The sequence below is a fragment of the Streptomyces sp. NPDC102279 genome (assembly GCF_044766365.1).
In the GTDB taxonomy this organism is placed as follows: Bacteria; Actinomycetota; Actinomycetes; order Streptomycetales; family Streptomycetaceae; genus Streptomyces.
In genome coordinates this window covers 503,888-529,772 of sequence record NZ_JBIWLU010000001.1, presented here as the reverse complement: position 1 = coordinate 529,772, position 25,885 = coordinate 503,888, and the positions used below count along the sequence as shown (strand labels likewise).

Below are 25,885 nucleotides of genomic sequence, written 5' to 3'. Positions count from 1 at the left end.
GGGAGCGCCGCGGAACGCGCGTCAGCGGCCCTTGCGCACTCGGGCCGCCGCGCGGGCCTCCGCCGCCTTCCGGGCGTCGGCGGCCTTACGGGTCTCCTTCGCCGGGCGTCCCGGCCGGGTGCCCATGCCGCGGAACGGCTCGTTGCCGGTGGCCTTCGGCGGAGTCGGCGGACGCTTCGCGCCGGTGATCTCGGACAGCGCCGCCTCTCCCGACCGGACCTGCGTGACCTTGGGCCGGATCCCGGCGTCGGACATCATCCGGTTCACGTCGCGGCGCTGGCTCTGCGCGACCAGGGTGACCACCCGCCCGGACTCACCGGCACGGGCGGTGCGCCCACCCCGGTGCAGGTAGTCCTTGGCGTCGGCAGGAGGGTCGACATTGACCACGAGGTCCAGGTCGTCGATGTGGATGCCCCGTGCCGCGACGTTGGTGGCGACCAGGACGGTGATCTCACCGTCCTTGAACTGGCCGAGCGTGTGCGTGCGTTGCGGCTGCGACTTCCCGCTGTGCAGGGCGGATGCCCGGATGCCGCTGACCCGCAGGTGACGGGTGAACTGGTCCACGGCGGTCTTGGTGTCCAGGAACATCAGCACCCGGCCGTCCCGCGCGGCGATCTCGGTCGCCGTCGCGTACCTGTCGGCGCCGTGGATGTTCAGCACGTGGTGTTCCATCGTGGTGACCGAGGCCGCCATCTTGTCGACGGAGGCGAGAACGGGGTCGTGCAGGTGCTCGCGGACGAGTTGGTCGACATTGCGGTCGAGGGTGGCCGAGAACAGCAGACGCTGCCCGTCCGGGTGCACCTGGTCCAGGATCGCCGAGACCTGTGGCAGGAACCCCAGGTCGCACATCTGGTCGGCCTCGTCCAGCACCGCGATCCGCACCTGGTTGAGGTAGCAGTCCCGGCGTGAGACGAGGTCCGCGAGACGGCCCGGTGTCGCGACGAGCACCTCGACGCCGGTGCGGAGCGCTGCCGTCTGCCGGTTGATGGACAGGCCACCGACCACGGTCGTCAGGCGCAGGTCCAGCGCCTGCGCGTACGGTGCGAGGGCGTCGCTCACCTGCTGCGCGAGTTCCCGCGTGGGCACCAGCACCAGCGCCAGCGGCTGCTTGGACTCCGCCCGCCGTCCCGCGGTCCGGGCGAGCAGGGCCAGCCCGAAGGCCAGCGTCTTGCCGGAACCGGTGCGCGCCCGGCCGAGTACGTCCCGCCCGGCGAGCGCGTTCGGCAGGGTCACGGACTGGACCGGGAAGGGCTCCGTCACCCCGAGGCCGGTCAGCGTCGTCAGCAGCTCCGGCGGCAGTCCGAGCTCGTCGAAGGACGTGACCGGCGGCAGACCGGGGGTGACCGTCTGCGGCATCGCGACCTCGCTCTGCGGCGCTGCCACCGGCCGCTGCTCGCCGGTGCGGTGCCGTCCAGAAGCCGGAGGCTTCGCGTTCATGGGGAACCTTCCTCAGTCCGACGCCCGAAACACTCCGGGGCCCGTACCCCTGGGTACGGGCCCCGGCGACGTCGAAGCGTGAACCCCATTTTACCAGCGGACGACCCGGCGCTTCCCGGGCCGGTCGGGCGCGGGACATCGGACTGCCCGTCCGGCCCGTGCCCTCGGGCGCAGCCCTGCTCGTGGACGGGACGGTCGCCCGAACGCCCGCCTCTCATGTCCGCCGAACGGCGGCGCAGCGGACGCCGAGCGGCGCCGGCCCATGGTGCAATCCGGGCAAGGGCGCCATACCCACCCGCCCGTTCTCGATGAGGCGGCCGGATGTGACCTTCTCCATTGCGGGCGGTGGGCCGAGGCGGCGAGTGTCTGCCGGAACGAGTCCCCGAAGAACTGTTATCCGGGGCTCTGGGGGCGGTCTCCCATGTGACGGCAGCATCGTTCGGAGTCGAGGACAGGGAAGTTTTCATGAGGAGACAGCACGGGGTGGACCCGGCGGCACTGGTCACTGCCGCCCGAGCGGGCGACTCGGAGGCCCAGGACGCCCTGGTCGGGGCCTATCTCCCGTTGGTCTACAACGTCGTCGGACGCGCGCTGAACGGCTCGGTCGACGTGGACGACGTCGTGCAGAACACCATGCTCCGCGCCCTGGACGGCCTCGACGGGCTGCGCACTCCGGAGAACTTCCGCTCCTGGCTCGTGGCGATCGCCATGAACCAGGTGCGCGCGCACTGGCAGGACCGGCAGCTCGCCCCGGGCGCCGTCGAGGAGGCCGAGCACCTCGCGGACCCGGGCGCCGACTTCGTGGACCTGACCATGTGGCAGCTCCAGCTGTCCGGTCAGCGCCGGGAGACCGCGCTCGCCACGCGCTGGCTGGAACCCGACGACCGTGCGGCGCTCTCCCTGTGGTGGCTGGAGTGCGCCGGGGAACTGACCCGCGCCGAGGTCGCCGATGCGCTGGAGCTGTCCCCGCAGCACGCGGCGGTGCAGGTGCAGCGCATGAAGGCACAGCTGGAGACGGCACGTGTGGTCGTGCGGGCCCTCGACGCGCAGCCGCCCTGTTCGGAGCTGCACGGTCTGCTCGGCTCGTGGAACGGCCGGCCCTCGGCGCTGTGGCGCAAGCGAATAGCCCGGCACGCGCGCGGCTGCGTCCGCTGCTCGGGGCTGTGGAACGGGCTGATGCCCGCCGAGGGACTGCTGGCCGGCCTGGCCTTGATCGCGGCGTCACCCGGACTGCTCGCGGCGCTGCGGCCCGGCCCGGACGGGATGGTCGCCGCCGGATCGGCGTCACGGCTGCGGGACGCCGCAGGCCGCGGCGACTCGCATGCAGGGGGCGCCGGGCACCGGGCCCCCCGTGGCGGATCGGCGTCACGCCTGGAAGCGCGCCGGCGCCGTCGCGTGAGGCGCCGGGCGGTCGGCGGCGCCGTCGTCGCCGCGTGCGTGGCGGGCGGGGGACTCTGGTACTTCGCGATCGACTCCGGGACGTCGAACGAGGGAGCCACGGCGGCGCGGACCGCGGGCGACCCCGTCATGGACCTCTCGGCGCCGGGCGCCGACGGCATCTCGGCCTCACCCTCCGCGTCGGCGTCGCCGTCCACGTCCCCGTCGCCCTCCGCTTCGAAGCCGGCGAAGCCGAAGGCGTCCAAGGCCCCCCGTCACGCGGAGCCGAGCGCACCCGCCTCGACGTCCGCTGCGCCCACGACCCGGCAGGCCTCCGCCACACCCCGGGCCCAGGCGGCCCCGTCGGGCACCGTGGCCCAGGTGGTCGCGCTGGTGAACAAGGAACGCGCCGCTGCCGGCTGCGGCCCGCTCACGGAGAACGCGGACCTGGAGGAAGCGGCGCTGGACCACTCCGAGGACATGGCCGCCCGTGACTTCTTCGACCACAGCAACCCCGACGGCGAGGACCCCGGCGAGCGCATCACCGCCGCGGGCTACCGCTGGTCCACGTACGGAGAGAACATCGCCCGGGGCCAGCAGACCCCGGAATCGGTGATGGACTCGTGGATGAACAGCCCCGGTCACCGAGCGAACATCCTGAACTGCTCGTTCAAGAACATCGGCGTCGGCGTGCACAAGGGCGCGGGCGGCCCGTGGTGGACGCAGGACTTCGGCGCCAAGATGTGACGCTCCGTGTCCCTCCGTGTCCCCGTACGACGTGTCCCGGCCGGTGACCGCGCCGATCCCGGCCGGGGAGGCTGCCTCCGTGCGCCGGCCGTGGCCGCGTGCGCTCGCGTCAGGGGACGCGCCAGGCGGGTTCGAGGCGGTCGAGTAGGGCGTGGAAGGCCGCGTCGGCCCGGTCCCAGTCGTCGTCGGCCAGCGGAGCGATGAGCAGGCCGAGGCACGCGTCCACCAGGAGGTCGGCCTCCGCCCCGGCCCGCGCCTCGGTCATGCCGTGGTCGCGGAAGGCGCGGGAGAGCAGGTCGGTCCACTCGGCGAGCACGTCGCGCATGACGGCGCCGTACCGGTCCGAGTGGAGCAGGCTGGCGGCCATGATCTCCAGATACAGGGGGAGCGCGGCGCGCAGATCGGGCCTGGCGAACCGCCGCCAGATCGCCTCCATGAAGCGCCGGACCCTGGCCGGGTCGCCGGGAGAGCCCGCGCCCGCGAGCAACTCACGGGCCTGCCGGAGCGGCCTTCGCTCGTCGAGCGCGAGGGCTTCGGCGACCATCCGCTCCTTCGTCCCGAAGTAGTAGAGCAGCATGCGGTCACTGGTGCCCAGGGCCTTGGCGAGGGGGCGTAGGGAGAGATCGGCCAGGCCGTTGCCCACCACGTAGTCCCGGACCCGGTCCAGGAGGTCTCGCCGTTTTGCCTGGTCAGGGGGGCGTGGCATCAAGATTCCCGGAGATCTGAGGAGGAGACCTGACAGTTTCCGTATGTCTGGTTAAATACTGTTGATACGAATATTTACCGTAGCGGGCGCTACATGTATATCCGTAGACGTGGCACAGGCTACGCGCAGGCGTCCCCCGCTTCATCCCGGCTCTGCCGGCGATGGACCTCCGCAGCCCGGGTGGCCGCGGTAGCCAGCAGTTCAGAAGGGACTGATTCTCATGGCCCCCTGGGCCATCGGCCCCGCGACGGTCTCCCGTCGCGGACGCTTCGGCCGGTTCTCCCGTCTCCGATCCCAGGAGACGGTCGGCGAGAGCGGAGGGGCACCCGTAAAGGATCCGGATCTGCCCGCGAAGGAGCGGCCGAGTTCGTGGATCACCCGGAACCAGGCGCTCTGGTCCCGCACCCTGGAACCGCTGCGCCCGCTCGACGCCCCGCGCGGCTGCGCCACCGCCTGGGACGCCTCCTGGCCCCTGCCGCGCGAGCTGACCTCGGCCGGCCGGGCCCGCCGCCTGGTCACGGCGCAGCTGAACGACTGGAAGGCGGACGATCTCACCGACACCGCCGAACTCCTGGTCAGTGAGCTCGTCACCAACGCGCTGCGCCACACGCGCGGACCCCTGCGGCTGAACCTGTGCGGACGTGGCCCGCACCTGCGGTGCGAGGTGGAGGACACCGACCCCACCGGCCCCGTGCGCCGCGTCGTCGACGCCGACGCGGAAAGCGGACGGGGCACGGAACTGCTGGACCTCCTCGCCGAATCCTGGGGGAGCACGCGCACCCCCACCGGCAAGACCATGTGGTTCCAGATACCCATGCAGACCCCCTGACACCTCGGACGCATCCCGTGCCGTGGAGGGACGCGACCGGTGCCGTAGCCTCGGAAGTGATGATCACTTCTTGAGCGGAGGCCCGGTGAACGAGGCGGAATCCACGGGATGTTGCGCGCCCTCGGCCGGCCCGCGCGGTACCGGCCTCTCCCTTTCGCCCCCGGCCGGCGATCCCCGACGCGGCGACACCGCGCACCCTGGAGGCCGGGGATCCACCACGGAACGCGACCGTGACACCAGTCTGTTGGTCCCCGGCGGCACCTTCCTCATGGGGACGAGCGACACGGACGGGTTCTCCGAGGACGGCGAAGGCCCGGTGCGAAAGGTGACCGTCTCACCGTTCCGCATCGACGCCCACGCGGTGACCAACGCCCGCTTCGCCCAGTTCGTCGAGGCCACCGGCCACCGCACCGAGGCCGAACGATTCGGCTGGTCCTACGTGTTCGCCGGATTCCTGCCCGCCGCGCTGCGGCGCGGCGCGGCCCGCCCGCCGCAGACGCCGTGGTGGTGCGGCGTCCAGGACGCCGTGTGGCGCGCACCGGAGGGGCCGGGCAGCTCGGTGACGGACCGCGCGGACCACCCCGTCGTCCATGTCTCGTGGAACGACGCGGCGGCGTACTGCCGTTGGGCCGGGGCGCGGCTGCCCACCGAGGCGGAGTGGGAGTACGCGGCGCGCGGCGGACTCGAACAGCGCCGCTACCCCTGGGGCGACGAACTGACCCCGGGAGGCGGACACCGGTGCAACATCTGGCAGGGCAGCTTCCCCACCAGGAACACGGCCGAGGACGGCTTCCGGGGTACGGCACCCGTGGACGCGTTCGAGCCCAACGGGTACGGGCTGTACAACACGTCCGGGAACGTCTGGGAGTGGTGTGCCGACCGGTGGGGCACCCGGCACTCCGAGCGGCCGCGCACCAACCCCAGGGGGCCGTCCCAAGGCTCCTCCCGTGTCATGCGCGGCGGCTCCTACCTGTGCCACCACTCGTACTGCAACCGCTACCGCGTCGCGGCCCGCACCGCCAACACCCCTGACAGCAGTACCGGAAACCTCGGATTCCGCTGCGCCTGGGACGCGTGACGAGCGGTCCGACGCCGCCGCCGGCCCGCCGGTTGTCACCGGAACATTGCAGCCTCATGAAAGCTCCCCGGACCGGGAAGCAGCCGCTGTACCAGGGATGACCTGGCCTTTCCCGTCTTCTGCCCGGTCCGGAGCCTTGGTTCTGATTTTTTCCGGGCTGTTGACGTAAAGGTGTGGCGCTTCCATCCTGTGCCTCATGCCACACGACCACGACGGCCCGCTGGCACGGCTGCGCCGGGGCCACGAGGAGCTCGTCCTGCGCCTGCTGCGCACGCACGGCCCGCTCAGCAGGGGCCAGTTGGGGCGGCTGAGCGGACTGTCCCGCACCACGCTCTACGACATCGTCACCGCCCTCGTGGACGGCGGTGCCGTCGTCGCCACACCGCCCGCCGCGGCCGAGCGACGGCGCGGGCGGCCGGTCGACGCGCTGAGCCTGCACCCGGGTGCGGGGCAGGCGATCGGCATCGACTTCGCCCGGCGCGCGGTGCACGTCGCCGCCGTCAACGTCGCCCACGAGGTCATCGGTTCGGCGAGCGCTCCGCACGCGGCGGACCTGGGCCGGGAGGAGCGTGTCGCCCTCGCGGAACGGCTGGTGGGCGAACTGGCCGGAGGCCGGCTCAGGCTCGGAGCGCTGAGCGGCATCGGCGTCGGCGTCGTGGGACCGGTGAACGAGCGCCGCGCCGCCACCGGGTGGACGGTTCAGGACGCCGGACCACCGCGGCTGGGCGTCGCGTCGCCGGCCGCGCCCGGGACGACGCCTGCGGCCCGGCAGCCCGCGGGAACGGGCCGAGGGGCTGAACTCCCGCCCCAGGGGGACTCGTTCGTGACCCGACGGGCGGCCGACGAAAGCCACGCCGACCTGGCGGTCCTGCTGCGCAAACGCTTCGGCGTCCCGGTCCTCCTCGACAACAACACCCGGCTCGCCGCGCTGGCCGAGGCGACCTGGGGCGCCGCCGCCGGCGTCCAGGACGTCCTGTACGTACGGCTGTCCCACGGTGTGGGCGGCGGCCTCGTCGTCGGCGGCGCCCTGCACCGGGGCGCGCACGGACTGTCCGGCGAGCTCGGGCACATCACCGCCGACCCCGACGGCCGGCCCTGCTCCTGCGGCAAGCACGGCTGCCTGGAGACGGTCGCCTCGATCGGTGCCGTGGTCGACGCCCACCCCTCTGCCGCCGACCTGCCCGCCTTCCTCGCGGCCCTCCCCGACGACCCCGGCGCACGCCGGGTGCTGGACGACGTGGGACGCCAGGTGGGCACGGTCCTCGCTGCCGTCTGCAACGCGCTCGGCCCGGAGGTCACGGTGCTCGGCGGAGAACTGGCCGCGGCCGGTCGCGCCCTCCTCGACCCCGTGGAACGTGCCCTCTCCGCCCACCTCATGCCGGTCTCCCGGCCGCTCCTCGACCTGCGGGCCGCGGCGCTCGGTGAGGCCGCGGGCGCGCTCGGTGCCATCGCGCTCGTCCTGCACGAATCGCCCCTGCTGACCCGCTATCCCGCAACGGAATCCGTGGAGTGAACGTGAACGCCCCCGCCCCGCCGAGGCCGACATGGCCGTGATCACCGCCCCCGACAAGACGCCGCCGGCATCCGCACCGCGCCGGGAGCGCCGAACCGTACGGCCACTGCTGCTGAACCTCGCCGCGCTCGTGTTCGGCGTCGCCGTGTGGGCCCTGGCCACCACGGCCCACCTGGTCGACGTCCCCGGCCCGCTGTCGGTGGCGTCCCGTGCCGCGGAGATGCTGCGGGACGGCACCCTGGTGGACGACGCGCTGGCGAGTCTGCGCCGGGTGTTCCTCGGCTTCGCGCTCGGCACCCTGCTCGCCGTGCCGGTGGGCTTCCTGATGGGCTGGTACCCGCTCGCCCGCGCCCTGCTCGAACCGTACGTCCAGTTCTTCAGGACCGTGCCGCCGCTGGCGATCATCCCGCTGGCGATCGTGCTCATGGGCATCGGTGAGACCCCGAAGGTGTTCGTCATCTTCCTGGCCGCCTTCCTCTCCAGCGTGGTCGCCGCGTTCCAGGGAGTGGTCGGCGTGGACGCCACGCTGATCAACGCGGCCCGGGTGCTGGGCGCCCCGGACCGCGTGATCTTCCTCAAGGTGGTGGTCCCGGCCGCGTCACCGTTCCTGCTCGTCGGCATGCGGATCGGGCTCGGCGCGTCCTGGGCGACGGTGGTCGCCGCCGAACTCATCGCCGCGGACAAGGGTCTGGGCTACGAGATGATGCACGCGCAGACCTACTACGACCTGCCGACGATCTTCGTCGGACTGATCACCATCGGGCTGATCGGACTCGTGATGGACCGTCTGCTGCTCCGCGCGGAACGTCACCTGACGGCCTGGCAGGAGCGCCGATGACCCACGAAGCCGTCCTCACCGGGACCACCAAGATCTCCTTCCAGCAGGCAGGGAAGTCCTTCCCCCTCAAGTCGGGGGAGTTCACCGCCCTCGACCGGGTGTCGCTGGACGTCGCCGACCGCGAGTTCGTCACCGTCGTCGGCCCCTCCGGATGCGGCAAGTCCACCCTGCTCAACATGGCGGCGGGCCTGACCGAGCCGAGCGTGGGCCAGGTCCTGGTGGACGGGAGGCAGGTCCGGGGCCCCGGGCCGGAACGCGGCGTCATCTTCCAGCAGTACGCCTTGTTCCCCTGGCTCACTGTGCGCGGCAACGTCGAGTTCGGGCTGAAACTCACCTCGCTGTCCGCCGCCGAACGCCGCCGCAAGGCCGACCACGCGATCGAGCTGGTCGGACTCACCGACTTCGCCGACGCGCTGCCCAAGACGCTGTCCGGCGGCATGAAGCAACGCTGCGCGATCGCCCGGGCGTACGCGGTCGATCCCGAAGTGCTGCTGATGGACGAGCCGTTCGGAGCACTGGACGCCCTGACGCGTGTGCAGCTCCAGGACCAGCTGCTGCGTACCTGGACCCGCGAACGCCGGACGGTCCTGTTCGTGACACACGACGTCGACGAGGCCGTCTACCTGGCCGGACGGGTCGTCGTGATGGCCGCGCGGCCGGGCCGGATCCACCGGATCGTGGACGTGGACCTGCCCTATCCGCGCACCGAGGAGCTGCGGCTGTCCCCCGAGTTCGCCCGGCTGCGCAACGAGGTCTGGCACGCCGTGTACCACCAGACCCCGTCCGGCCCCGCGGCCTGACGTTCGGTCACCCCCCCCTGAGCCCAGCACAGCACACCCGCCTCGAAAGGCATATCTGTCATGAGCATGTCCCGACGTACCTTCATGGCGTCACTTTCCGCGACGACCCTCACGCTCGCCGCGTCCGCCTGCTCTTCCGACGGCGGCGACGGGGATGCGACGACGATCCGGTTCGGCTACATAGCCGACTACAACGGAGCCGGCCTCCTCGCCATCGCCGACGAGCGGGGCCTGTGGCGCAAGCACGGCCTGTCCGCCTCGTACAAGACGTTCGTCAACGGTCCGATCCAGATCCAGGCCCTCGGCAGCGGCGACCTCGACTACGGCTACATCGGCCCCGGCGCGATCTGGCTGCCCGCCTCGGGCAAGGCCCGGATCGTCGCGATCGACACCCTCACGTACGCGGACCGGGTGATCGCCAAGCCGGGGATCACCTCCATGGCCGGGCTGAAGGGCAAGAAGGTCGGCGTGCCGGAAGGCACCTCCGGCGAGATGATCCTCAACCTCGCGCTGCGCAAGGCGGGCATGACCATGAACGACATCAAGAAGGTCGCCATGGACGCGCCCACCATCGTCTCGGCCTTCTCCTCCGGGCAGATCGACGGCGCCGGCATCAACTACCCCCTGATCGACACCATCAAGCAGAAGGTGCCCGATCTCGTAGAGGTCGCGAGCACCGAGGACATCGGGGGATCCTTCCCCACCGCCTTCGTCACCGGCGCGAAGGCGAACGCGGCCACCGACGCCAAGGTCGTCAAGGTGCTCCAGGAGGCCAACGACTGGCGGGCCGCCCACCCCGACGAGACGGTCGCCCTCACCGCGAAGCTCCTCAAGGTCCCGCAGGACAAGGTCAAGGCGGACGCGAGCCACGTGAAGGCCCTCACCACCGCCGAACTGGCCGCCAAGACCAAGGACGGCACGGTCGGCACCTGGCTCGACGGCATGACGGACTTCTTCGTCAGCACCGGCCAGCTGAAGAAGGCCCCCGCCGCCGACTCCTTCTACGCCGGCGCCGCCTACACGAAGGCCGCCTCGTGAACCTGCTGTTCCTGATGACCGACCAGCACCGGGTGGACACGCTGGGCTGCTACGGCAACCCGCACGTCGCCACCCCCAACCTGGACCGGCTCGCCGCCACCGGAACCCGCTTCGACCGCTTCTACACCCCGACCGCCATCTGCACACCGGCCCGCGCCAGCCTGCTCACCGGCCAGGCGCCCTTCCGGCACCGGCTGCTCGCCAACTACGAGCGGAACGTGGGCTATCTGGAGGACCTCCGCGAGGACGCCTTCACCTTTCCCGGCGCACTCGCCGAACGGGACTACCAGCTGGGCCTGGTCGGCAAATGGCACGTCGGCACCCGTCGCAACGCCGCCTCCTACGGCTTCGAGGGCCCCGACCTGCCCGGCTGGCACAACCCCGTGGACCACCCCGACTACCTGGCCTACCTGGAGGAACGGGGGCTGCCGCCGTACCGCATCACCGATCCCGTACGCGGAACGACACCCAACGGCAATCCCGGCAACCTGCTCGCGGCCCGCCTCCGGCAACCGCCCGAGGCGACCTTCGAGCACTACATCGCCACCCGGGCCATCGAGCAGTTGGACAAGTTCGCGGCGGACGGCCGCCCCTTCTACCTCGCCACCCACTTCTTCGGCCCGCACCTGCCCTACCTGCTCCCCGACACCTACTACGACATGTACGAGCCCGGACTCGTCGAGCTGCCCGCGTCCATCGCCGAGACCTTCGAGGGCAAACCACCCGTGCAGCGCAACTACAGCGCCCACTGGACCTTCGACACCATGCCACTGGAGGTGACCCGCAAACTCATCGCCGTCTACTGGGGATACGTCACGCTCGTCGACGAGCAGATCGGCCGCATCCTCACCCGGCTCGACGAACTCGGCCTCGGTGACGACACCTCCGTCTTCTTCACCGCCGACCACGGCGAGTTCACCGGCGCGCACCGCCTGCACGACAAGGGCCCCGCGATGTACGAGGACATCTACCGCATCCCCGGCATCATCCGTGTCCCCGGCCAACTGCCGCAGGTGCGTGACGAGTTCGTCAGCCTGACCGACTGCACGGCCACCATCCTCGACCTGGCCGGATGCGACACCGCGCCCGCCACCGACAGCCGCACCCTGCTGCCGCTCGTGCGCGGCGAACACCCCGACTGGCCGGCGGAGTTGCTGGCCGAGTTCCACGGCCACCACTTCCCCTACCCGCAGCGCATGCTCCGCGACGACCGGTTCAAGCTCGTCGTCAACCCCGAGTCGGTCAACGAGCTGTACGACCTCGAAGCCGACCCGCACGAGCTCACCAACCGCTACCCGCACCCCGAACTCGCCCCCGTGCGAAGGCGCCTGATGCGCCGGCTCTACGACCTGCTGCGGGAGCGCGGCGACAACTTCTACCACTGGATGACGCCCATGTTCGACATCGGTGCCTCCGACCACGACCCGACCCTGAGTTCCTTCGAGTAGAGAGGCCCCGCCGACCGTGAACCGAAGAACGAGCCGCACCGCCGCCGTCGCCGCCGCACTCGCCGGTCTCCTCCTCGCGGTGCTCCCGCCCGCCGGGACCGCCACCGCCGCCGGCAGCGCGACCGCGACCTACACGAACCCCGTGACCGCAGGCACCGTCGACACTTTCCCCGACCCCTCCATGATCCGCGGCAAGGACGGTTACTGGTACGCCTACGGAACCCAGAACCCGGTGTTCCAGACGCGGGGCCAGACCGCCGAAAGGATCCTTCCCGTCCTGAAGTCGGCCGACCTCACGCACTGGACGTACGCGGGCGAGGTCTTCACCCCGCAGACCCAGCCGGCCTGGCACGGCGGCTCCCGGCTCTGGGCCCCCGACATCCGCTACACCGACGGCCACTACAACCTCTTCTACTCCGTGCCGGGCAAGGACACCGTCGGTGTGGCCACAGCCCCCACCCCCACCGGCCCCTGGACCGACGGCGGCGCGGTCCTGCCCGCCGACAGCGGATGCGCGACCGGCGACATCGACGAAGCCCAGTTCACCGACGTGGGCGGCGATCCGTATCTGTACTGGGGCAGTTACGACACGATCTGCGTAGCCAGGATGAACGGTGACCGCACCCGCGTCGAGGGCGCTGTCACCCAGGTCGCCCAGGGACGCCGCGTGGAGGGCGGCTTCGTCGTCCGACGCGACGGCTACTACTACCTCTTCTACTCGGACGCGGGCTGCTGCGACGGCGCCTACAGCGGCTACCAGGTGAAAGTGGGCCGCGCGACCAGTCCGACGGGCCCCTTCACCGACGACCGGGGCGTCGACCTGATGTCTCCCGTCAGCAAGGGCGGCATCGTCGTCGGCGGCAGCGACCGCTGGATCGGGCCCGGGCACAACGCCCTCCAGACCGATCTGGCCGGACAGGACTGGCTCGTCTACCACGCCATCCCCGCTAACGACCCCGACCTCGACCCGGTGCCCGGCATCGACCGCACGCTCAGCAGGCGGCCCATGGCGATCGACCGGCTCGACTGGATCGACGGCTGGCCCGTCCTGCGAGCCGGAGCAGGACCCTCCTCCACCGCACAACGGGCCCCGGTGACCACCTGGGTGGCCGGCTCCACCTTCAACGACGGGTCGCTCGGCGCGTGGCAGCCCGAGGGCACCGGTACGGCCGACTGGACCACGGCCACCGAACAGGACTCCGGCACCTTCGTCACCCACTCCACCGGCACCGACCCCGCCTACCTGGTCACCTCCGCCCAGGCCCCCGCCCAGGTCCGCGCCGAGGCCGACCTGAGGGTGACGGGCACGGGTGGCGCGGCGGGCCTGGTCCTCGCCTACCGGGACACCGGCAACCACGTCGTGGCCTGGCTCGACCGGAACCGCAACGCCCTGGTCACCGACGTTCGCGTGAACGGCGTCAGCGCGGGGGAGCAGAGCACGGCGCTGCCGTCCGGTTTCCAGTGGAGCGCGTGGCGCAACGTCGCCGCCGAGCTGCGCGGCACCCGGCTCACCGTCGAGGTCAGCGCCGACCGGCTGCACGACGCCGTCGCCACCCAGACCCGTAGCGTTCCGGCCGCCGCGGTCCGGGCCGGGAAGGTGGGCGTGACCGCCCGGGGCGTCGGTGCCGCCGCCGACAACGTGGGCGCGGCGCCCCTCTACACCCCGGTCGGCCGGCGGGTCGCCGACCCGCTGCCGGGCGCGCCGCTGCCCGCGTACAGCGACGAGTTCGGGTCGGCGGCCCTGTCCTCGGCCTGGACCTGGGTACGGGGTCCGGCCGCCGGGGTCACGACCGGCGACGGTGCCCTGTCGTGGCCGACCCAGAACGCCGAACTGAACCTCGGCACGAACACCGCCTCCGTCCTCACCCGGGACGCGCCGCCCGGTGACTTCGTCGTGGAGACGCGGCTGCGACTGACGAACGGACCGGGCAACCAGCAGGCGGGGCTCGTCCTCTACGGGAACGACGACCGGTACTTCAAGCTCGTGGACGCCGTACTGCCGCTGAGCCACACGGCCGGAGAGGTCACCCACGTCACCGAGTTCGCCAAGGAGGGTGCCCGGCCGACCACCACGCCGCCGACCGCGGTGGCCTACGGGCCGATGTTCGGGGGGCCCGCCGCGGACACGCTCTGGATGCGGCTCGCGTACCACGCCGACACCGCGGGCACGGAACACGAGGTGCGGTCCGCCACCAGTACCGACGGTGTGCACTGGACGTGGACGGGTGTCTGGTCGCTGCCCCGGGAGCAGACGCTGAGGATCGGTCTCGTCTCGCTCGACACGGCGGGCGCCACGGCCCGTTTCGACTATCTGCGCACGTACGCGTACGCCCCCTGACCCGGGTGTCCGACCGATGGTGGCGCGCCTCCCCGTGGGGAAGCGCGCCACCCCCGCACGACCGTGCCGCTCACCCTGCGGCGGCGATCACCCGTGTCGTGAGGAAGTCCAGCAGCGCGGAGTTGAACCGGTCCGGCTGCTCGGCGCCCGGCAGATGGCCGGCGCCGTCGACGACGGTCAGCACCGCGTGCGGGGCGAGGGCGCGGAGGGCCTCGGCGTCGGCGACCGGTGTGTACACGTCGTCGGCTCCGACGACGATCAGGACAGGGGACCGGACGGCGGCGAGCGTGTCGCGGTAGTCCGGCCGTTCGGCCCGGCCGCGCAGAGCCGCCGCGGCACCCCGGGGATCAGTGGAGCGCATCATGGCCAGCACGCGCGCGGCCACGTCGGGCATCGAGGTGACGTTGTACGCGGCGAGCATCTTGCCGATGACCTCGCCCGCGTAGCCGTCCATCCCCTCGGCCAGGAGCCTGTCGGCCATCTTGTTGCGGACGGCCTTTCCCTCGTCCGTCTCGGCCGGCGCCGAGGTGTCGGACAGCACGAGGGCGCGCACCCGCCCGGCATGACTCCGCTGCATCTCCATGGCGATCTGGCCGCCCATCGACACCCCGCCGACCACGGCGCTGTCGATGTCCAGGTGGTCGAGCAGCCCGACGAGGTCGTCGGCGAAGGCGTCGAGGCGCACGGCCCCCTCTTCGACCCCGCTGTCGCCGTAGCCGCGCAGGTCCGGTGCGACGACACGGTGTCCGGCCGCGACGAGGGCGGCCACCTGGGGTGCCCACAGGGTCCGGTTGAAGGGGTGCCCGTGGATCAGCAGCACGGGGAGTCCGGTGGCGGGACCGGAGTCGTCGTAGTGGATCGTCGTGCCGCGCAGCGCCAGTGAGGTCATGGCGCGCAACCCTAGTCTCAAGATCGTCCCGCCCCAAGATCGTCCCGTGATCCCGAGGCCACCGGCGGGCGCAATGTCGGGCGGACGGGACGGAGCGAGGCCGGTGCACCGGGGGCTGGGGTGACCGGCTGTGGAGCCGCTCGCTACCGGTTGCCCGGCCAGGAGGCGTCGTGCGAGGCGAAGAGGTCGGGGCGCTCGGGGGCGGCAGGCGAGTCCTGCCCGGTGTGACCGGTGCTCCGGGAGCGGCGCCGGTCGGACTTGTCCCACTCGCCCTCGCCGAGGATCAGGACCGGATCGAACATGACGATCGCCCCGGCGAGGATGAGGAAGATGACCGGGCCGATCAGCATGGGGAGCAGGAGCGAGGCGCCCGACTGGCCGTTCGCGACCTGCGTGGACGTGTTGTGCAGGTGGACGGTCACCGCGGCCATGCCGGTGTAGTGCATGCCGGTGACCGCCAGTCCCATGACGAGGCTGGCTCCGAGGGAGCGCAGGAAGCCCCGTACGGAGACGGCGGCCCACAGTGCCGCGGTCGCCGCCACCAGGGCGATGACCAGGGACAGCGCCACGGTGAATGTGTCGTAGCCGAGGTCGCCGTTGAGCTGCATGGCGAACATGCCGAGGTAGTGCATGGTCGCGACGCCGACGCCGGTGATGCCGCCGCCCACGGTCAGGGAGGCCGGCGTGGCCCCGCGACTGCCGACGATGAAGACGCCCGCCGAGACCACGACGATCGCCACGATCAGGCTGAGGATGGTCAGCGGTACGTCATAGGTGATGGATGTCTGCTGTACGGAGAAGCCGGTCATGGCGATGAAGTGCATGGTCCAGATCCCGCAGCCGAGCGAGGCGGCTCCGAGTGCGAGCCAGCCCGTCCGCCAGCCGGGCGCGTGGTGGATCGTGCGGACCACGCAGCGCAGTCCGAGTGCCGATCCCACGCAGGCCATGACGTAGGCCGCAACCGGTGTCACGAGTCCGTAGCTGAAGCCGTCGATAGTGCCGTTCATCCGCTCCCTGATCCTTTGTGCCTATGAGGAAGGACATTGAGCCCTTTTTCCGTCACTGTCAGCAAGGCCTTACCGGCGGTAGTTATTGAAACCTGCACGATCGTTATCGGCTCGGCGTCGGAGTCGCGGTCCCCTGGGAACGCCGGAGGGGTCCGGAGAGGCTGCTCCCGGGCCCGGACCGGGAATTTCGCGCGGCTCCGCGGCCTTGTGCAGAGCGGTGGCCGTGTCGTCGCGGCGGTGGGGGAGAGTGACCGCCGGGGGTGTGTGCGACGGCAGCTGTGCGAGCCTGACGAAAAGACGGAAGAAGGGTGTGTGCGATGAGCCGGAACGAGGAGAAGGCCCTGCTGGCGGGCGGCTGCTTCTGGGGCGTGCAGGAGCTGATCAGGACGTTCCCGGGTGTCCTGGGCACCCGCGTGGGATACAGCGGAGGCGATGTCCCGAACGCGACGTACCGTAACCACGGCACGCACGCCGAGGCGATCGAGATCACCTTCGATCCCACGAAGACCGACTACCGGACGATCCTGGAGTACTTCTTCCAGATCCACGACCCGTCGACGAAGAACCGGCAGGGCAACGACATCGGTCTCAGCTACCGGTCCGCGATCTACTACTTCGACGACGAGCAGAAGCGTGTCGCCGAGGACACCATCGCCGACGTCGACGCCTCCGGTCTGTGGCCGGGGAAGGTCGTGACCGAGGTCGTGCCGGCCGGCCCGTTCTGGGAGGCGGAGCCGGAGCACCAGGACTACCTCCAGCGCTACCCCGACGGATACACCTGCCACTTCGTCCGCCCCGACTGGCGGCTGCCGAAGCGCGCGCAGGCCTGAGTCGGACCGAAGCCCCCGTACCGGCGCGCATGCCGGTACGGGGGCTTCTCGCTGCTCCGGGGTGTCCGCTCGCCTCCGCCGCGGACTCCCTATCGGGCCGCCGGAACAGTGGCGAGGGTCTGGACGAGCGCGGCCAGGCCCTGCGTGTAGATGCCGTGGAACAGGGTCACCGCGTCGGCGTCGCTGATGCCGTCGGGCGTGAAGGAGCCGGACCACTCCACGCGGGCCGTGCCCGGCTCGGCCGTCTCGTGGACCGTGAGTGTCGAGCGGTAGCCGGTGACAGGGAAGGGGGCCCGCAGGATGGAGTAGCTGTAGGTGCGGTGCTCGTCGTCGAAGGCCTGGAGGCGTTCGACGATCACCTCGCCGTCCTCGTTCTCCAGGCGGCGCACCCGTCCGCCCTCGCTCAGCTCGCTGACGGGGATGTAGGGAAGCCAGTCGGGCAGGGAGCCGAAACCGCCGACGAGCTGCCAGACGTGCTCGGGCGAGGCGTCGATGTCGATGGACGCGATGGTCGTGGCCACGGGGGTCTCCTTCGAAGTGTGGGGGGGGTGACGTGGGTCAGGCGGCGGTGGGCACGGGGGCGTCCTCGGCTATCAGCCGCTCCTCGCGCAGCTCGGCCCAGAACCCGGCCGGAATGCTCTCGCCGAGCGCCGCCACGTCCTCGGCGATGCGGCTCGGCCTGGTCGCCCCCGGGATCGCGGCGACCGTCGCCGGGTGGGCCAGGGAGAACTGCAGCGCGGCGGCCTTGATGCCGACGCCGTGCCGCTGGGCCACCGCCTTGATCCGCTCCACCGTGTCGACGATGTGCGCGGGCGCCTGCTGGTACTCGAAGTGCGCGCCGCCGGCGAGGACGCCCGAGCTGTACGGGCCGCCGACCACGATGTCGACGCCCTGCGCCGCGGCGGAGGGCAGCAGACGCTGGAGGGCGCGGTCGTGGTCGAGCAGCGTGTACCGGCCGGCCAGCAGGAACGCGTCGGGCTTCGGCTCGTCCAGGTCCAGGGTGAGCTCAAGCGGCTCCACCCGGTTCACGCCCAGGCCCCAGGCCTTGATGACCCCCTCCTCGCGCAGCTTCTGCAGGACCCGGAAGGCGCCCGTGCGGGCACTCTCGTATGCCGCGAGCCACTCGTCCCCGTAGAAGTCCTGGGCCACGTCGTGCACCCACACGATGTCGAGGCGGTCGGTCCGCAGTCGCTTCAGGCTGTCCTCGATGGACCGCAGGGTGGCGTCGGCGGAGTAGTCGTTGACCATCTTGTTGGGCCGGCCGTGTTCGAAGAGGCCGCCCTTCTCGCCGAGGTCACGCGCGGCCGGGTCCTCGGTCTCGTCGAGGATCACGCGGCCGACCTTCGTGCTGAGGACGTAGTCCTCGCGCGGGTGCCGCGCCAGCACCTCGCCGAGCCGGATCTCGGAAAGGCCCGCCCCGTAGAAGGGGGCCGTGTCGAAATAGCGGATGCCCTGGTCCCAGGCCGCCTCGACGGTGGCCGCCGCCTCCTCGTCGGGGATGGCACGGAACATGTTGCCGAGCGGCGCGGTGCCGAAACCGAGCGCTCCGGGCAGAAGGGACGTGATGCTCATGAAGGAATCCTCGCGATGGTGGTTCGGACGGACAAGAGGCCGGATGGTCGATCCGTCGGCCTTGCGTGTTCGAGGTTAGGATCCCTACATGAGACTGTCCAAGACTTACTCGGACATACTTGAGTCCTCCGAGGTCCCACATGCTTGACCTGCGACAACTTCGCTACTTCGTCGCCGTCGCCGAGGCCGAACACGTCGGCCGCGCCGCCGAGCGGCTGCACATCTCCCAGTCCCCGCTCAGCCGGCAGATCGCCCAGCTGGAGAAGAACCTGGGACTCACCCTGTTCGAACGCAGTCAGCAGCGCATCCGGCTCACCTCCGACGGGCGGGTCTTCCTGACCGAGGCGCGCGCCCTGCTGCGGCACGCGGACCGTCTGGAGAACCTCGGCCGGCGTCTCGGCCGGGGAGAGGAGGGCGGCCTGTGCATCGGCTACGTCGCCGACGCCATGCACACCGGCGTCCTGCCCTCCGCGCTGCGAACCCTGCGCGAACACCGCCCCGGCATCCATGTCGCGCTCTACGACCAGGAGTCGGCCGCGCAGTTCGAGGGCCTTCGCCAGCGCAGCCTGGACATCGCGCTCGTCCGCACCCCGCCCGGCGACGACGACCCGGACCTGGACGCGGCTCCCCTGCTCCGGGACCCGCTGCTCCTCGTCCTGCCCGCGGAGCACCCGCTCGCGCGGCAGGAGGACCTGACTCCCGAGGCGCTCGACGGCCGTCCGTGGATCGCGGTCGGTGACGCCCAGGACCCGGCTTGGCGCGACACCTTCGTCGCGTCCTGCGTCGCCTCCGGCTTCACCCCGGACATCAGACTCGACGCGGCCGACCCCCTCACCGCGCTCGGCCTGGTCGCCTCCGGCCTCGGCCTCGCACTCATCCAGCGGAGCATGGTCCGCGCCACCTCCGACGCTGTCGCCGTCCGTGAACTGCCCTGGTACGAAGGGTCCATCCAGCTGTGGGCCGCCTGGCATCGCGTCGATCTGCGGCCCGTCGTGGCGGAGTTCCGCGCGACGGTCCTCGCGGATCGCGGCGCCCCACAGGCAGAGACGACGGCCTGACCCCGACGCGTCCCCGCCGGTTCTCGGGCGCTCGGCACCGAGGCCGGGTGACACGCGGGCGGGCGCGTCAGGGGGTGACGATGGGGAATTCGGGGTCCGGACTGTCGAGCAGCCCCACGAGAGTGGCGAAGACCTGGGGATCGCCCTGGACCTGTACGCCGTCCATCCCCTGGCCGGCGAGGAGGGCGAGCAGCTGCGGCTTCGTCATGGTCAGGGTGAGATCGGCCGACGGCGCCGCGCCCCCCTGGCCGGTCGCGGTCTCGGCACCGCGGTACGTCAGCGCCCCGTTGGACAGCTGGATCTGCCAGGTGCGCCCCTCGTCGGTGAGGTGCCACGTCATGGTGAGCCTCTCGTCCCAGGCGCGCGGACCGTCGACGCGGATGGCGAGGGAGTCGATGAGCATGTCGACGGTCAGCGCCATGGCCATCTCGGGGTTCGTCATCTCCAGCGCGGTGTGCGCGACGCTGCCCCGCAGTTCCTGCGCGCCCATCAGGTAGAAGTTCCGCCACGGACCGTTCTCGCAGCCGTGACCGAGCCGCTCGTACACGTCCGCGAGCGCCTGTCTGGCGTCCGGGCCCTCCGGTGCGGCGAAGACCGCGTGTCCGAGGAGCGTCGCGGCGAAGCGCAGGTCGCCCGCGGCGGCGTACTCCCGGCCCTTGGCGACGAGCGCGGGGACACCGCCGTAGTCGGCGGCGAAGCGCTGCGCCAGCTCCGTCGGCGGGTGCTCCCACAGGTGCGCGGGGTTCCCGTCGAACCAGCCCATGTAGCGCTGGTAGACGGCCTTGGCGTTGTGGCTGACGGAACCGTAGTAGCCGCGGTTGGCCCACCGGTTCGCGACGGCCGGGGGCAGCTCGATCCGCTCGGCGATCTCGGTCCCGGTCAGCCCCTGGTTGGTCATGCGCAGGGTCTGGTCGTGCAGATAGGCCCACATGTCGCGCTGCCCGGCGAGGTGTTCGACGATCCGCTCACGGCCCCAGGTCGGCCAGTGGTGGGAGGCGAACGCGACGTCGGCCCGGTCGGCGAAGAGGGCGATCGCCTCGTTCAGGTAGTGCGCCCAGATCCGGGTGTCCCGGACGACCGCGCCGCGCAGGGTCAGGATGTTGTGCATGTTGTGCGTGGCGTTCTCCGCCATGCACAGGGCCCGCCGGTCAGGGAAGAAGAAGTTCATCTCGGACGGTGCCTCGGTGTCCGGCGTCATCTGGAAGACGATCCGCACACCGTCGACGGTCTCCTCCTGACCGGTGTGCGTGATGTCGAGAGTCGGCGGTACGAGGGTGACGGTGCCCTTGGATGTCGTCATGCCCAGCCCGGCGCTGATCTGCCCCGCGGGGCCCTTGGCCAGTTCGGCGCCGTACATGTAGACGGCCCGGCGGGTCATCGCGCCTCCCGCGTACACGTTCTCCGCGACGGCGTGCTCCAGGAACCCGGCCGGGGCGATCACCGGCACCGGTGCGTGGCCGTGCGGCAGGACCCCGCGCGAGCCGCCGAAGTGGTCGCCGTGCGAGTGCGTGTAGATCAGCCCCGTGACCGGGCGCTCGCCCCGGTGCTCGCGGTACAGCGCCAGCGCGGCGGCCGCGGTCTCGGCCGAGATGAGCGGATCGACGACGATGACACCCGTGTCGCCCTCGACCAGCGTCATGTTCGACAGGTCCAGGTTCCGGACCTGGTAGATGCCTTCGGTCACCTCGAAGAGCCCCTGCTTGTTGCACAACTGGCTCTGCCGCCACAGGCTCGGGTGCGCGGTGGCCGGACACTCCGCGTCAAGGAACGCGTACGCGTCGCCGTCCCAGACCACCCGGCCGTCCTCGGCACGGATGACCGCCGGTTCCAGAGCGGCGACGAAACCCCGCTCGGAGTCGTCGAAGTCGGACCTGTCGGCATAGTCGAGAGTGCTCATACGACATGAATAACTCGGCCACGCACCAACCCAAACAAACCGTCCCACCTGTCCGGGCCTGTTGGTTCCGCGCGCCGACGCGGTGCGTACGGCCGTGCGACCGATCCACCCGAAGAGCGCCGCTCGGGGGTCCCCGCGAGCATCAGGCCCTGACCTGCCGGTACGGTGCCTACCTGCGGCGTACCTCAACCCGCTCGCGGCAGTGGACATTCGACGGGGAGCAGGACACCGGATGAGCGCACGTTTCCAGGAACTCGACTGGCAGCCCACCCCGATGGGCGAGATCAGCCTCCGCCGCCGACGCGATCCCTCGTCGGGGGAGGACGTCTACGAGGTGAAGCTCGGCGACGAGTACCTGATGTCCAGCCTCTTCACCGACGGCGAGGTCGAACTGACCCGGCTCGGCCTGGCGGAACTGGCCGAGGGCCCGCTCGACGTCGTCGTGGGAGGCCTCGGCCTCGGTTACACCGCCCGGACGGCGCTGGACGACCCCCGGGTGCGTTCCCTGGTCGTCGTCGACGCCCTGCCCGAAGTGATCGACTGGCACCGGCGCGGGCTCGTACCCCTCGGCACGGGACTGGCGACGGACCCGCGCTGCCGCCTGGTGCGCGGGGACTTCTTCGCCATGGTCACCGGCGGTACGGCGACCGACGGTCCCGCTTCGCCGGGAGACGCGGGTTCCACGGAGGACACGGTCGCCGGGGCCGGTGCCGCTCCTCGCGGGCTGGACCCGGATCAACCGGGCCGCCGGTTCCACGCGATCCTGCTCGACGTCGACCACTCGCCGCGCCATGTGCTGCACCCCAGCCACGCGGCGCTCTATGGCGTGCCCGGTCTGACGGCCCTGGCCGACCTGTTGCATCCCGGCGGCGTGTTCGCGCTGTGGTCGAACGACCCGCCGGACGAGGAGTTCGGCGCCGTCCTCGCCCAGGTCTTCACGGACACCGCCGCCCACGTGGTCGACTTCGACAACCCGCTCCAGGGCGGGACCGCGGCCAACACCGTGTACGTCGCCCGCCGGCGCCGCGACTGACGGCTGACCCGGCAAACGGCCGGGCCCGACGCCCACGGGCTGCCCCGGCAGCGTGCGGGCGCCCTGTCCTATCGGGCCGGCGGGGCGAACTCGGGCTGGTCCAGCAGCCGCAGCCAGCTCCCGTCCGGCTGACGGCGGACGACCTGTGCCCGCGCACCGGCCCCGTCCCTCGGCGGCGTGGAGGTCAGCGCGATGTCTCCGCTGACCAGCGTCGGCAGCGGCGGTTCCGGCTCGAAGCGCGGGCCACCGGCGAGGACCTTTGCCCACAGGGCGCGGATCGCCTCGCGCCCCACCGTGAACTGGCCGGGCGGGTGGGCCATCACCGCGTCCTCCTCGTACAGGGCCGCGACTCCGTCCGCGTCACCGGCGTTGGACCGTTCGACGAACAGCCGGGTGAGGTCCTCTGGCCGCAGGGCCTTCGCATGCTCCGACATGGGATTCTCCGCTTCTCGTGGCGTCCGCTGTCTCCCCAGCGTCGTCCCCCGGTGATCAGAAGTCCAACAGATGGATGTGATCGGAGCTACAATTATCAGTCATGGAGCTGAGGCAGCTGGAGTACTTCGTCGCGGTCGCCGAGGAGCAGAACTTCACGCGGGCGGCCGAGCGCGTCCACATCAGCCAGTCCGGAGTCAGCGCCCAGGTCCGCCGCCTCGAGCGTGAACTCGGCGCCGACCTCCTCGACCGCTCGGGACGCACCGCCACCCTCACCGTCGCGGGAAAGGCCGCACTCGGACCTGCCCGCGCCGCACTCGCGGCGGCCGAGTCCGTCGGCCAGGCCGTGGGGCAGGTGACCGGGCTCATCCGGGGCCGGCTCACGGTCGGCATGGTCACCGGCTGCACGATCGCCCCGCTCTTCGACGCCCTCGCCGCCTTCCACCAGGCTCATCCCGGCGTCGACATCTCCCTTTTGGAGGACACCTCCGACCTGCTGGTGGAACGGGTACGTGCCGGAGCCGTCGATCTCGCCCTGGTCGGCACCGCGAGCGCCGCCTCCGAAGGCCTGGACACGTTGACCATCATCAGCGAGCGGCTCGTCGCGGCCGTCCCGCACGGACATCCGCTCGCGGATCGGCGACGGGTGAGGCTGCGCGACCTGGCCGCCCACCCCATCGTGTGCATGCCGGTCGGCACAGGCCTGCGTACGGTCTTCGACCGCGCCTGCGCGGCGCAGGGCCTCCAGCCGGCGATCGCGCTCCAGGCCAGCGCAGCGGACGCCATCGTCGACCTCGCCGCCCGCGGGCTCGGCGTCGCCGTCCTCAGTGAATCGATGGCGGCGGACCACCGCGACCGGCTCACCGCCCGGACCATCGACGACGTCGCGGCGCCCGCCCTGCTCGCCCTGGTCTGGAGGGGCTCGGACAACGCGTCGGTACGGGAGTTCCTCGTGCACGGCAGGCGAGCGTTCGGGAAGCCCGCTTCCGCGTAGGTTCTCCCTGGCGGGTGCCGGTCCGGCCACGCTCAGGTGCGGAGAGCCGCGTCGAGCGTCCGGACGAGCTCACCGACCGGCCCGCCTCCGGGAGGCGCGACCGGCAGGCGGCCCAGCACGGCCCTGACCGGACCCGGGGCGTGAACGCGAGCCCATTCGAGGGTCCCCGCGCCGACGACCGTGCCCGCGGCCGACGCCAGTTCCTCCGCCCGGGCCGCGTGAGCCGCGGCGCCCAGGACGTGCTTCACCTGATGAGCACTCGCCTTGGGATGCAGATACGCGGCGGCGGCAGCATGGCTCGCCGCACGTGCCGCGTCGGCCGCCGCGGGTGAAAGGGCCACCTCGCGCGCCGCCTTGAACGCCGCCCAGGCGCTCTGACGCAGAGCGCCGGTGCGCCGTCCGCCCTCGGCGAAGGCGCGGGCCGCGTCGACGGCGTCACGAGGGCGTGTGTCGGAGGGAAGGTCCCGTTCGAAGAGCGGCAGCACCGGGCGCGCGCAGTCGGCCGCGTATCCCGCGACCGCACGGAGTTCGTCCTCGGTCAGTTCGATGGTCTCCGGGGCGTTCGGCTTGTTCGACACGGGCACCATCCTCCCTCCGACGGGCTTTCGGTACGGAACCGCGCCGACATGAGCCCCGAACTCCTCGCCCGCTTCCGCGCGTCGGCCGCCCGGGGTGTGGTTCCTCAGGCGTTCGGCCCCGCCCCGCCGCCGTCCGCTTCCTGATGGGTGTAGCGCTGCTCCTGCCAGGGATCACCGACGGTGTGGTAACCGCGGTCCTCCCGGAAACCCCGGCGGTCCTCGGTCAGGTACTCGACGGCACGCAGCCACTTGGTGCTCTTGTAGCCGTACACATGGGGCACGACCAGGCGCAGCGGGAACCCGTGCTCGGCGGTGAGGGGCTCGTCGTCGTGGTGCGTGGCCAGCAGGGTCTGCGGTGCCGTGAAGTCGGCCGGCCGGACGTTGGAGGTATAGCCGTACTCGGCCCACGTCATGACGTGCGTGACCCCTGCTGCGGGCGGCACCAGCTCCAGCAGGGCCGCGGCGGGGATGCCGTACCACTCGTGGTCGGTGGAGGTCGGCCCGGAGGCGCAGTGCAGATCGGCGACCACCGTCGTGTGCGGCAGGGTCGTCAGTTCCTCGAAGGTCCAACTGCGTTCGACGCGGCCCGCGGTGGCGCCGAAGACCCGGAGGTTCCAGCGCGCGGGGCGGAGGCGGGGGACCGGGCCGTAGTGGGAGACCGGCCAGCCGTTCACATGGTGCCGGCCGGGAGGGATACGCCGGGTCCGGTCGGCGGCGGCCTCGACGGCGCTGTGTCGGTCTCTGGCCACGCGGGGGTGTCCTTTCGTCGCCGGTGCTCGGTGACGACCGCCTTCCCCGTGTGGCCCGGATGTTCACCTGCTGTGAGGCGCGCGCCCTGACCGACACCGCGCCGCCCCGGCTCGTGTCAGGCGGTCGCGAGGGACACCTCGGTCGACTTGATCAGAGCGACCACCGACGACCCGGGCGCGAGCGCCAGGTCCGTGACCGCGTCCTTGGTGATCGCCGCCGTCAGTTCGCCCCCGTCGACCGTGACCTTGACGGTGGCCATCGCCCCGCCCGTGGCGACGTCGCTGACCGTGCCGGGCAGCTGGTTACGGATGGACAGGCCCTCGACCGGGCCGGTGGCGAGCGCCACCTCCGTGGACTTCATCATGGCGCGCACCGGCGACCCCTCGGCGAGTCCCAGGTCCTTGACGGCCTCCAGCGTGATCGCCGCCGTGAGGTCCTGACCCCCGTCCAGGCGCACCTTCACGGTCGCCATCACCTCGCCGGTGGTGACAGCGGTGACGGTGCCGGGAATCTGGTTGCGGATGCTCAGGCTCATGACGGAACGCCTCACGGTTGGGGACGGGGGAGGAGGAACGGGTGCTTTGCAGGACTTTGTTCCGGCGCCGCACCCTCAAGCTAACCGCTTCGGCGGGGCCCGTCGGGACCTGCGTCGCATCCGCCACCTGTGTGTTGCCCTGGCCTCGCACATGAGGGAAA

At 71.5% G+C, this 25,885-nt stretch carries 24 protein-coding genes; 13 read left to right on the top strand and 11 right to left on the bottom strand.

The window, feature by feature from the left end; genetic code table 11:
- Window positions 1–21: 21 nt before the first annotated feature.
- Entirely contained in the window at window positions 22–1,437 is a 1,416-nt protein-coding gene (locus ACIRQH_RS02265; RefSeq protein ID WP_404223727.1) for a DEAD/DEAH box helicase, read from the bottom strand.
- A gap of 465 nt (window positions 1,438–1,902) precedes the next feature.
- Here ACIRQH_RS02265 and ACIRQH_RS02260 point away from each other — a divergent pair, with 465 nt between their 5' ends.
- Window positions 1,903–3,561 carry a sigma-70 family RNA polymerase sigma factor gene (locus tag ACIRQH_RS02260; protein ID WP_358817428.1) on the top strand — a complete coding sequence of 553 codons (1,659 nt, stop codon included), beginning with the start codon at window positions 1,903–1,905 and terminating at the stop codon, window positions 3,559–3,561.
- A gap of 109 nt (window positions 3,562–3,670) precedes the next feature.
- Here ACIRQH_RS02260 and ACIRQH_RS02255 read toward each other — a convergent pair whose 3' ends face one another.
- A complete protein-coding gene (locus tag ACIRQH_RS02255) occupies window positions 3,671–4,267 on the bottom strand; it encodes a TetR/AcrR family transcriptional regulator (protein ID WP_404223724.1) in 597 nt (198 codons plus the stop codon).
- A gap of 220 nt (window positions 4,268–4,487) precedes the next feature.
- On the opposite strand from ACIRQH_RS02255, the gene ACIRQH_RS02250 reads away from it, so the two are divergent.
- The 8 genes from ACIRQH_RS02250 to ACIRQH_RS02215 all read left to right on the top strand — a co-directional run bounded on the left by ACIRQH_RS02250 (window position 4,488) and on the right by ACIRQH_RS02215 (window position 14,149).
- Entirely contained in the window at window positions 4,488–5,096 is a 609-nt protein-coding gene (locus ACIRQH_RS02250; RefSeq protein WP_358817426.1) for an ATP-binding protein, read from the top strand.
- Window positions 5,097–5,181: 85 nt separating this feature from the next.
- Window positions 5,182–6,174, top strand: coding sequence for a formylglycine-generating enzyme family protein (locus tag ACIRQH_RS02245; protein ID WP_388865495.1), 993 nt, complete (start codon window positions 5,182–5,184; stop codon window positions 6,172–6,174).
- A gap of 196 nt (window positions 6,175–6,370) precedes the next feature.
- On the top strand, window positions 6,371–7,687 hold the full coding sequence (locus tag ACIRQH_RS02240; protein ID WP_404223721.1) for an ROK family protein: 1,317 nt from the start codon (window positions 6,371–6,373) through the stop codon (window positions 7,685–7,687).
- 31 nt (window positions 7,688–7,718) lie between these two features.
- A complete protein-coding gene (locus ACIRQH_RS02235; RefSeq protein ID WP_358817424.1) occupies window positions 7,719–8,525 on the top strand; it encodes an ABC transporter permease in 807 nt (268 codons plus the stop codon).
- On the top strand, window positions 8,522–9,325 hold the full coding sequence (locus ACIRQH_RS02230) for an ABC transporter ATP-binding protein (protein WP_388865499.1): 804 nt from the start codon (window positions 8,522–8,524) through the stop codon (window positions 9,323–9,325). The genes ACIRQH_RS02235 and ACIRQH_RS02230 overlap by 4 nt, the downstream gene beginning before the upstream one ends.
- Window positions 9,326–9,385: 60 nt before the next feature.
- Complete coding sequence (locus tag ACIRQH_RS02225) at window positions 9,386–10,363, top strand: aliphatic sulfonate ABC transporter substrate-binding protein (RefSeq protein WP_404223719.1); 978 nt, start codon at window positions 9,386–9,388, stop codon at window positions 10,361–10,363.
- Window positions 10,360–11,811, top strand: a complete 1,452-nt coding sequence (locus ACIRQH_RS02220; protein WP_404223717.1) for a sulfatase-like hydrolase/transferase — start codon at window positions 10,360–10,362, stop codon at window positions 11,809–11,811. The genes ACIRQH_RS02225 and ACIRQH_RS02220 overlap by 4 nt, the downstream gene beginning before the upstream one ends.
- A 16-nt stretch (window positions 11,812–11,827) precedes the next feature.
- Window positions 11,828–14,149: a family 43 glycosylhydrolase gene (locus ACIRQH_RS02215; RefSeq protein ID WP_404223715.1), complete on the top strand. Its 2,322-nt coding sequence runs from the start codon at window positions 11,828–11,830 to the stop codon at window positions 14,147–14,149.
- Between the two features lie 70 nt (window positions 14,150–14,219).
- On the opposite strand, the gene ACIRQH_RS02210 is transcribed toward ACIRQH_RS02215, so the two are convergent.
- Window positions 14,220–15,038 (bottom strand): alpha/beta fold hydrolase, encoded by an 819-nt coding sequence (locus ACIRQH_RS02210; RefSeq protein WP_388865507.1) that lies wholly within the window; start codon window positions 15,036–15,038, stop codon window positions 14,220–14,222.
- A gap of 143 nt (window positions 15,039–15,181) precedes the next feature.
- Window positions 15,182–16,045: an MHYT domain-containing protein gene (locus tag ACIRQH_RS02205; protein WP_358817419.1), complete on the bottom strand. Its 864-nt coding sequence runs from the start codon at window positions 16,043–16,045 to the stop codon at window positions 15,182–15,184.
- A gap of 317 nt (window positions 16,046–16,362) precedes the next feature.
- On the opposite strand from ACIRQH_RS02205, the gene msrA reads away from it, so the two are divergent.
- On the top strand, window positions 16,363–16,875 hold the full coding sequence (gene msrA, locus ACIRQH_RS02200) for a peptide-methionine (S)-S-oxide reductase MsrA (RefSeq protein WP_388865509.1): 513 nt from the start codon (window positions 16,363–16,365) through the stop codon (window positions 16,873–16,875).
- Window positions 16,876–16,964: 89 nt separating this feature from the next.
- Here the strand turns inward: msrA and ACIRQH_RS02195 are convergent, their stop codons facing one another.
- The gene (locus tag ACIRQH_RS02195; RefSeq protein WP_388865511.1) at window positions 16,965–17,396 is read right to left on the bottom strand and encodes an SRPBCC family protein; all 432 of its coding nucleotides are present in this window, start codon (window positions 17,394–17,396) and stop codon (window positions 16,965–16,967) included.
- A gap of 37 nt (window positions 17,397–17,433) precedes the next feature.
- Window positions 17,434–18,447, bottom strand: a complete 1,014-nt coding sequence (locus ACIRQH_RS02190) for an aldo/keto reductase (RefSeq protein ID WP_388865512.1) — start codon at window positions 18,445–18,447, stop codon at window positions 17,434–17,436.
- A gap of 140 nt (window positions 18,448–18,587) precedes the next feature.
- Here ACIRQH_RS02190 and ACIRQH_RS02185 point away from each other — a divergent pair, with 140 nt between their 5' ends.
- Window positions 18,588–19,505 carry a LysR substrate-binding domain-containing protein gene (locus ACIRQH_RS02185; RefSeq protein ID WP_358817415.1) on the top strand — a complete coding sequence of 306 codons (918 nt, stop codon included), beginning with the start codon at window positions 18,588–18,590 and terminating at the stop codon, window positions 19,503–19,505.
- A gap of 67 nt (window positions 19,506–19,572) precedes the next feature.
- Here the strand turns inward: ACIRQH_RS02185 and ACIRQH_RS02180 are convergent, their stop codons facing one another.
- Window positions 19,573–21,402, bottom strand: coding sequence for an alkyl/aryl-sulfatase (locus tag ACIRQH_RS02180; protein ID WP_404223711.1), 1,830 nt, complete (start codon window positions 21,400–21,402; stop codon window positions 19,573–19,575).
- 232 nt (window positions 21,403–21,634) lie between these two features.
- Between ACIRQH_RS02180 and ACIRQH_RS02175 the strand changes: the two genes are divergently transcribed.
- Complete coding sequence (locus ACIRQH_RS02175) at window positions 21,635–22,435, top strand: spermidine synthase (protein ID WP_388865516.1); 801 nt, start codon at window positions 21,635–21,637, stop codon at window positions 22,433–22,435.
- Window positions 22,436–22,503: 68 nt separating this feature from the next.
- On the opposite strand, the gene ACIRQH_RS02170 is transcribed toward ACIRQH_RS02175, so the two are convergent.
- The gene (locus ACIRQH_RS02170) at window positions 22,504–22,869 is read right to left on the bottom strand and encodes an SgcJ/EcaC family oxidoreductase (protein WP_358817412.1); all 366 of its coding nucleotides are present in this window, start codon (window positions 22,867–22,869) and stop codon (window positions 22,504–22,506) included.
- A gap of 101 nt (window positions 22,870–22,970) precedes the next feature.
- Between ACIRQH_RS02170 and ACIRQH_RS02165 the strand changes: the two genes are divergently transcribed.
- Window positions 22,971–23,861: a LysR family transcriptional regulator gene (locus tag ACIRQH_RS02165; protein ID WP_404223708.1), complete on the top strand. Its 891-nt coding sequence runs from the start codon at window positions 22,971–22,973 to the stop codon at window positions 23,859–23,861.
- Window positions 23,862–23,893: 32 nt separating this feature from the next.
- On the opposite strand, the gene ACIRQH_RS02160 is transcribed toward ACIRQH_RS02165, so the two are convergent.
- The 3 genes from ACIRQH_RS02160 to ACIRQH_RS02150 all read right to left on the bottom strand — a co-directional run bounded on the left by ACIRQH_RS02160 (window position 23,894) and on the right by ACIRQH_RS02150 (window position 25,724).
- Window positions 23,894–24,439: a putative immunity protein gene (locus ACIRQH_RS02160; protein ID WP_404223706.1), complete on the bottom strand. Its 546-nt coding sequence runs from the start codon at window positions 24,437–24,439 to the stop codon at window positions 23,894–23,896.
- Window positions 24,440–24,543: 104 nt separating this feature from the next.
- Window positions 24,544–25,188, bottom strand: a complete 645-nt coding sequence (locus tag ACIRQH_RS02155; RefSeq protein ID WP_404223704.1) for a molybdopterin-dependent oxidoreductase — start codon at window positions 25,186–25,188, stop codon at window positions 24,544–24,546.
- Between the two features lie 116 nt (window positions 25,189–25,304).
- Complete coding sequence (locus ACIRQH_RS02150; RefSeq protein ID WP_388865526.1) at window positions 25,305–25,724, bottom strand: molybdopterin-binding protein; 420 nt, start codon at window positions 25,722–25,724, stop codon at window positions 25,305–25,307.
- Between the last annotated feature and the right edge of the window lie 161 nt (window positions 25,725–25,885).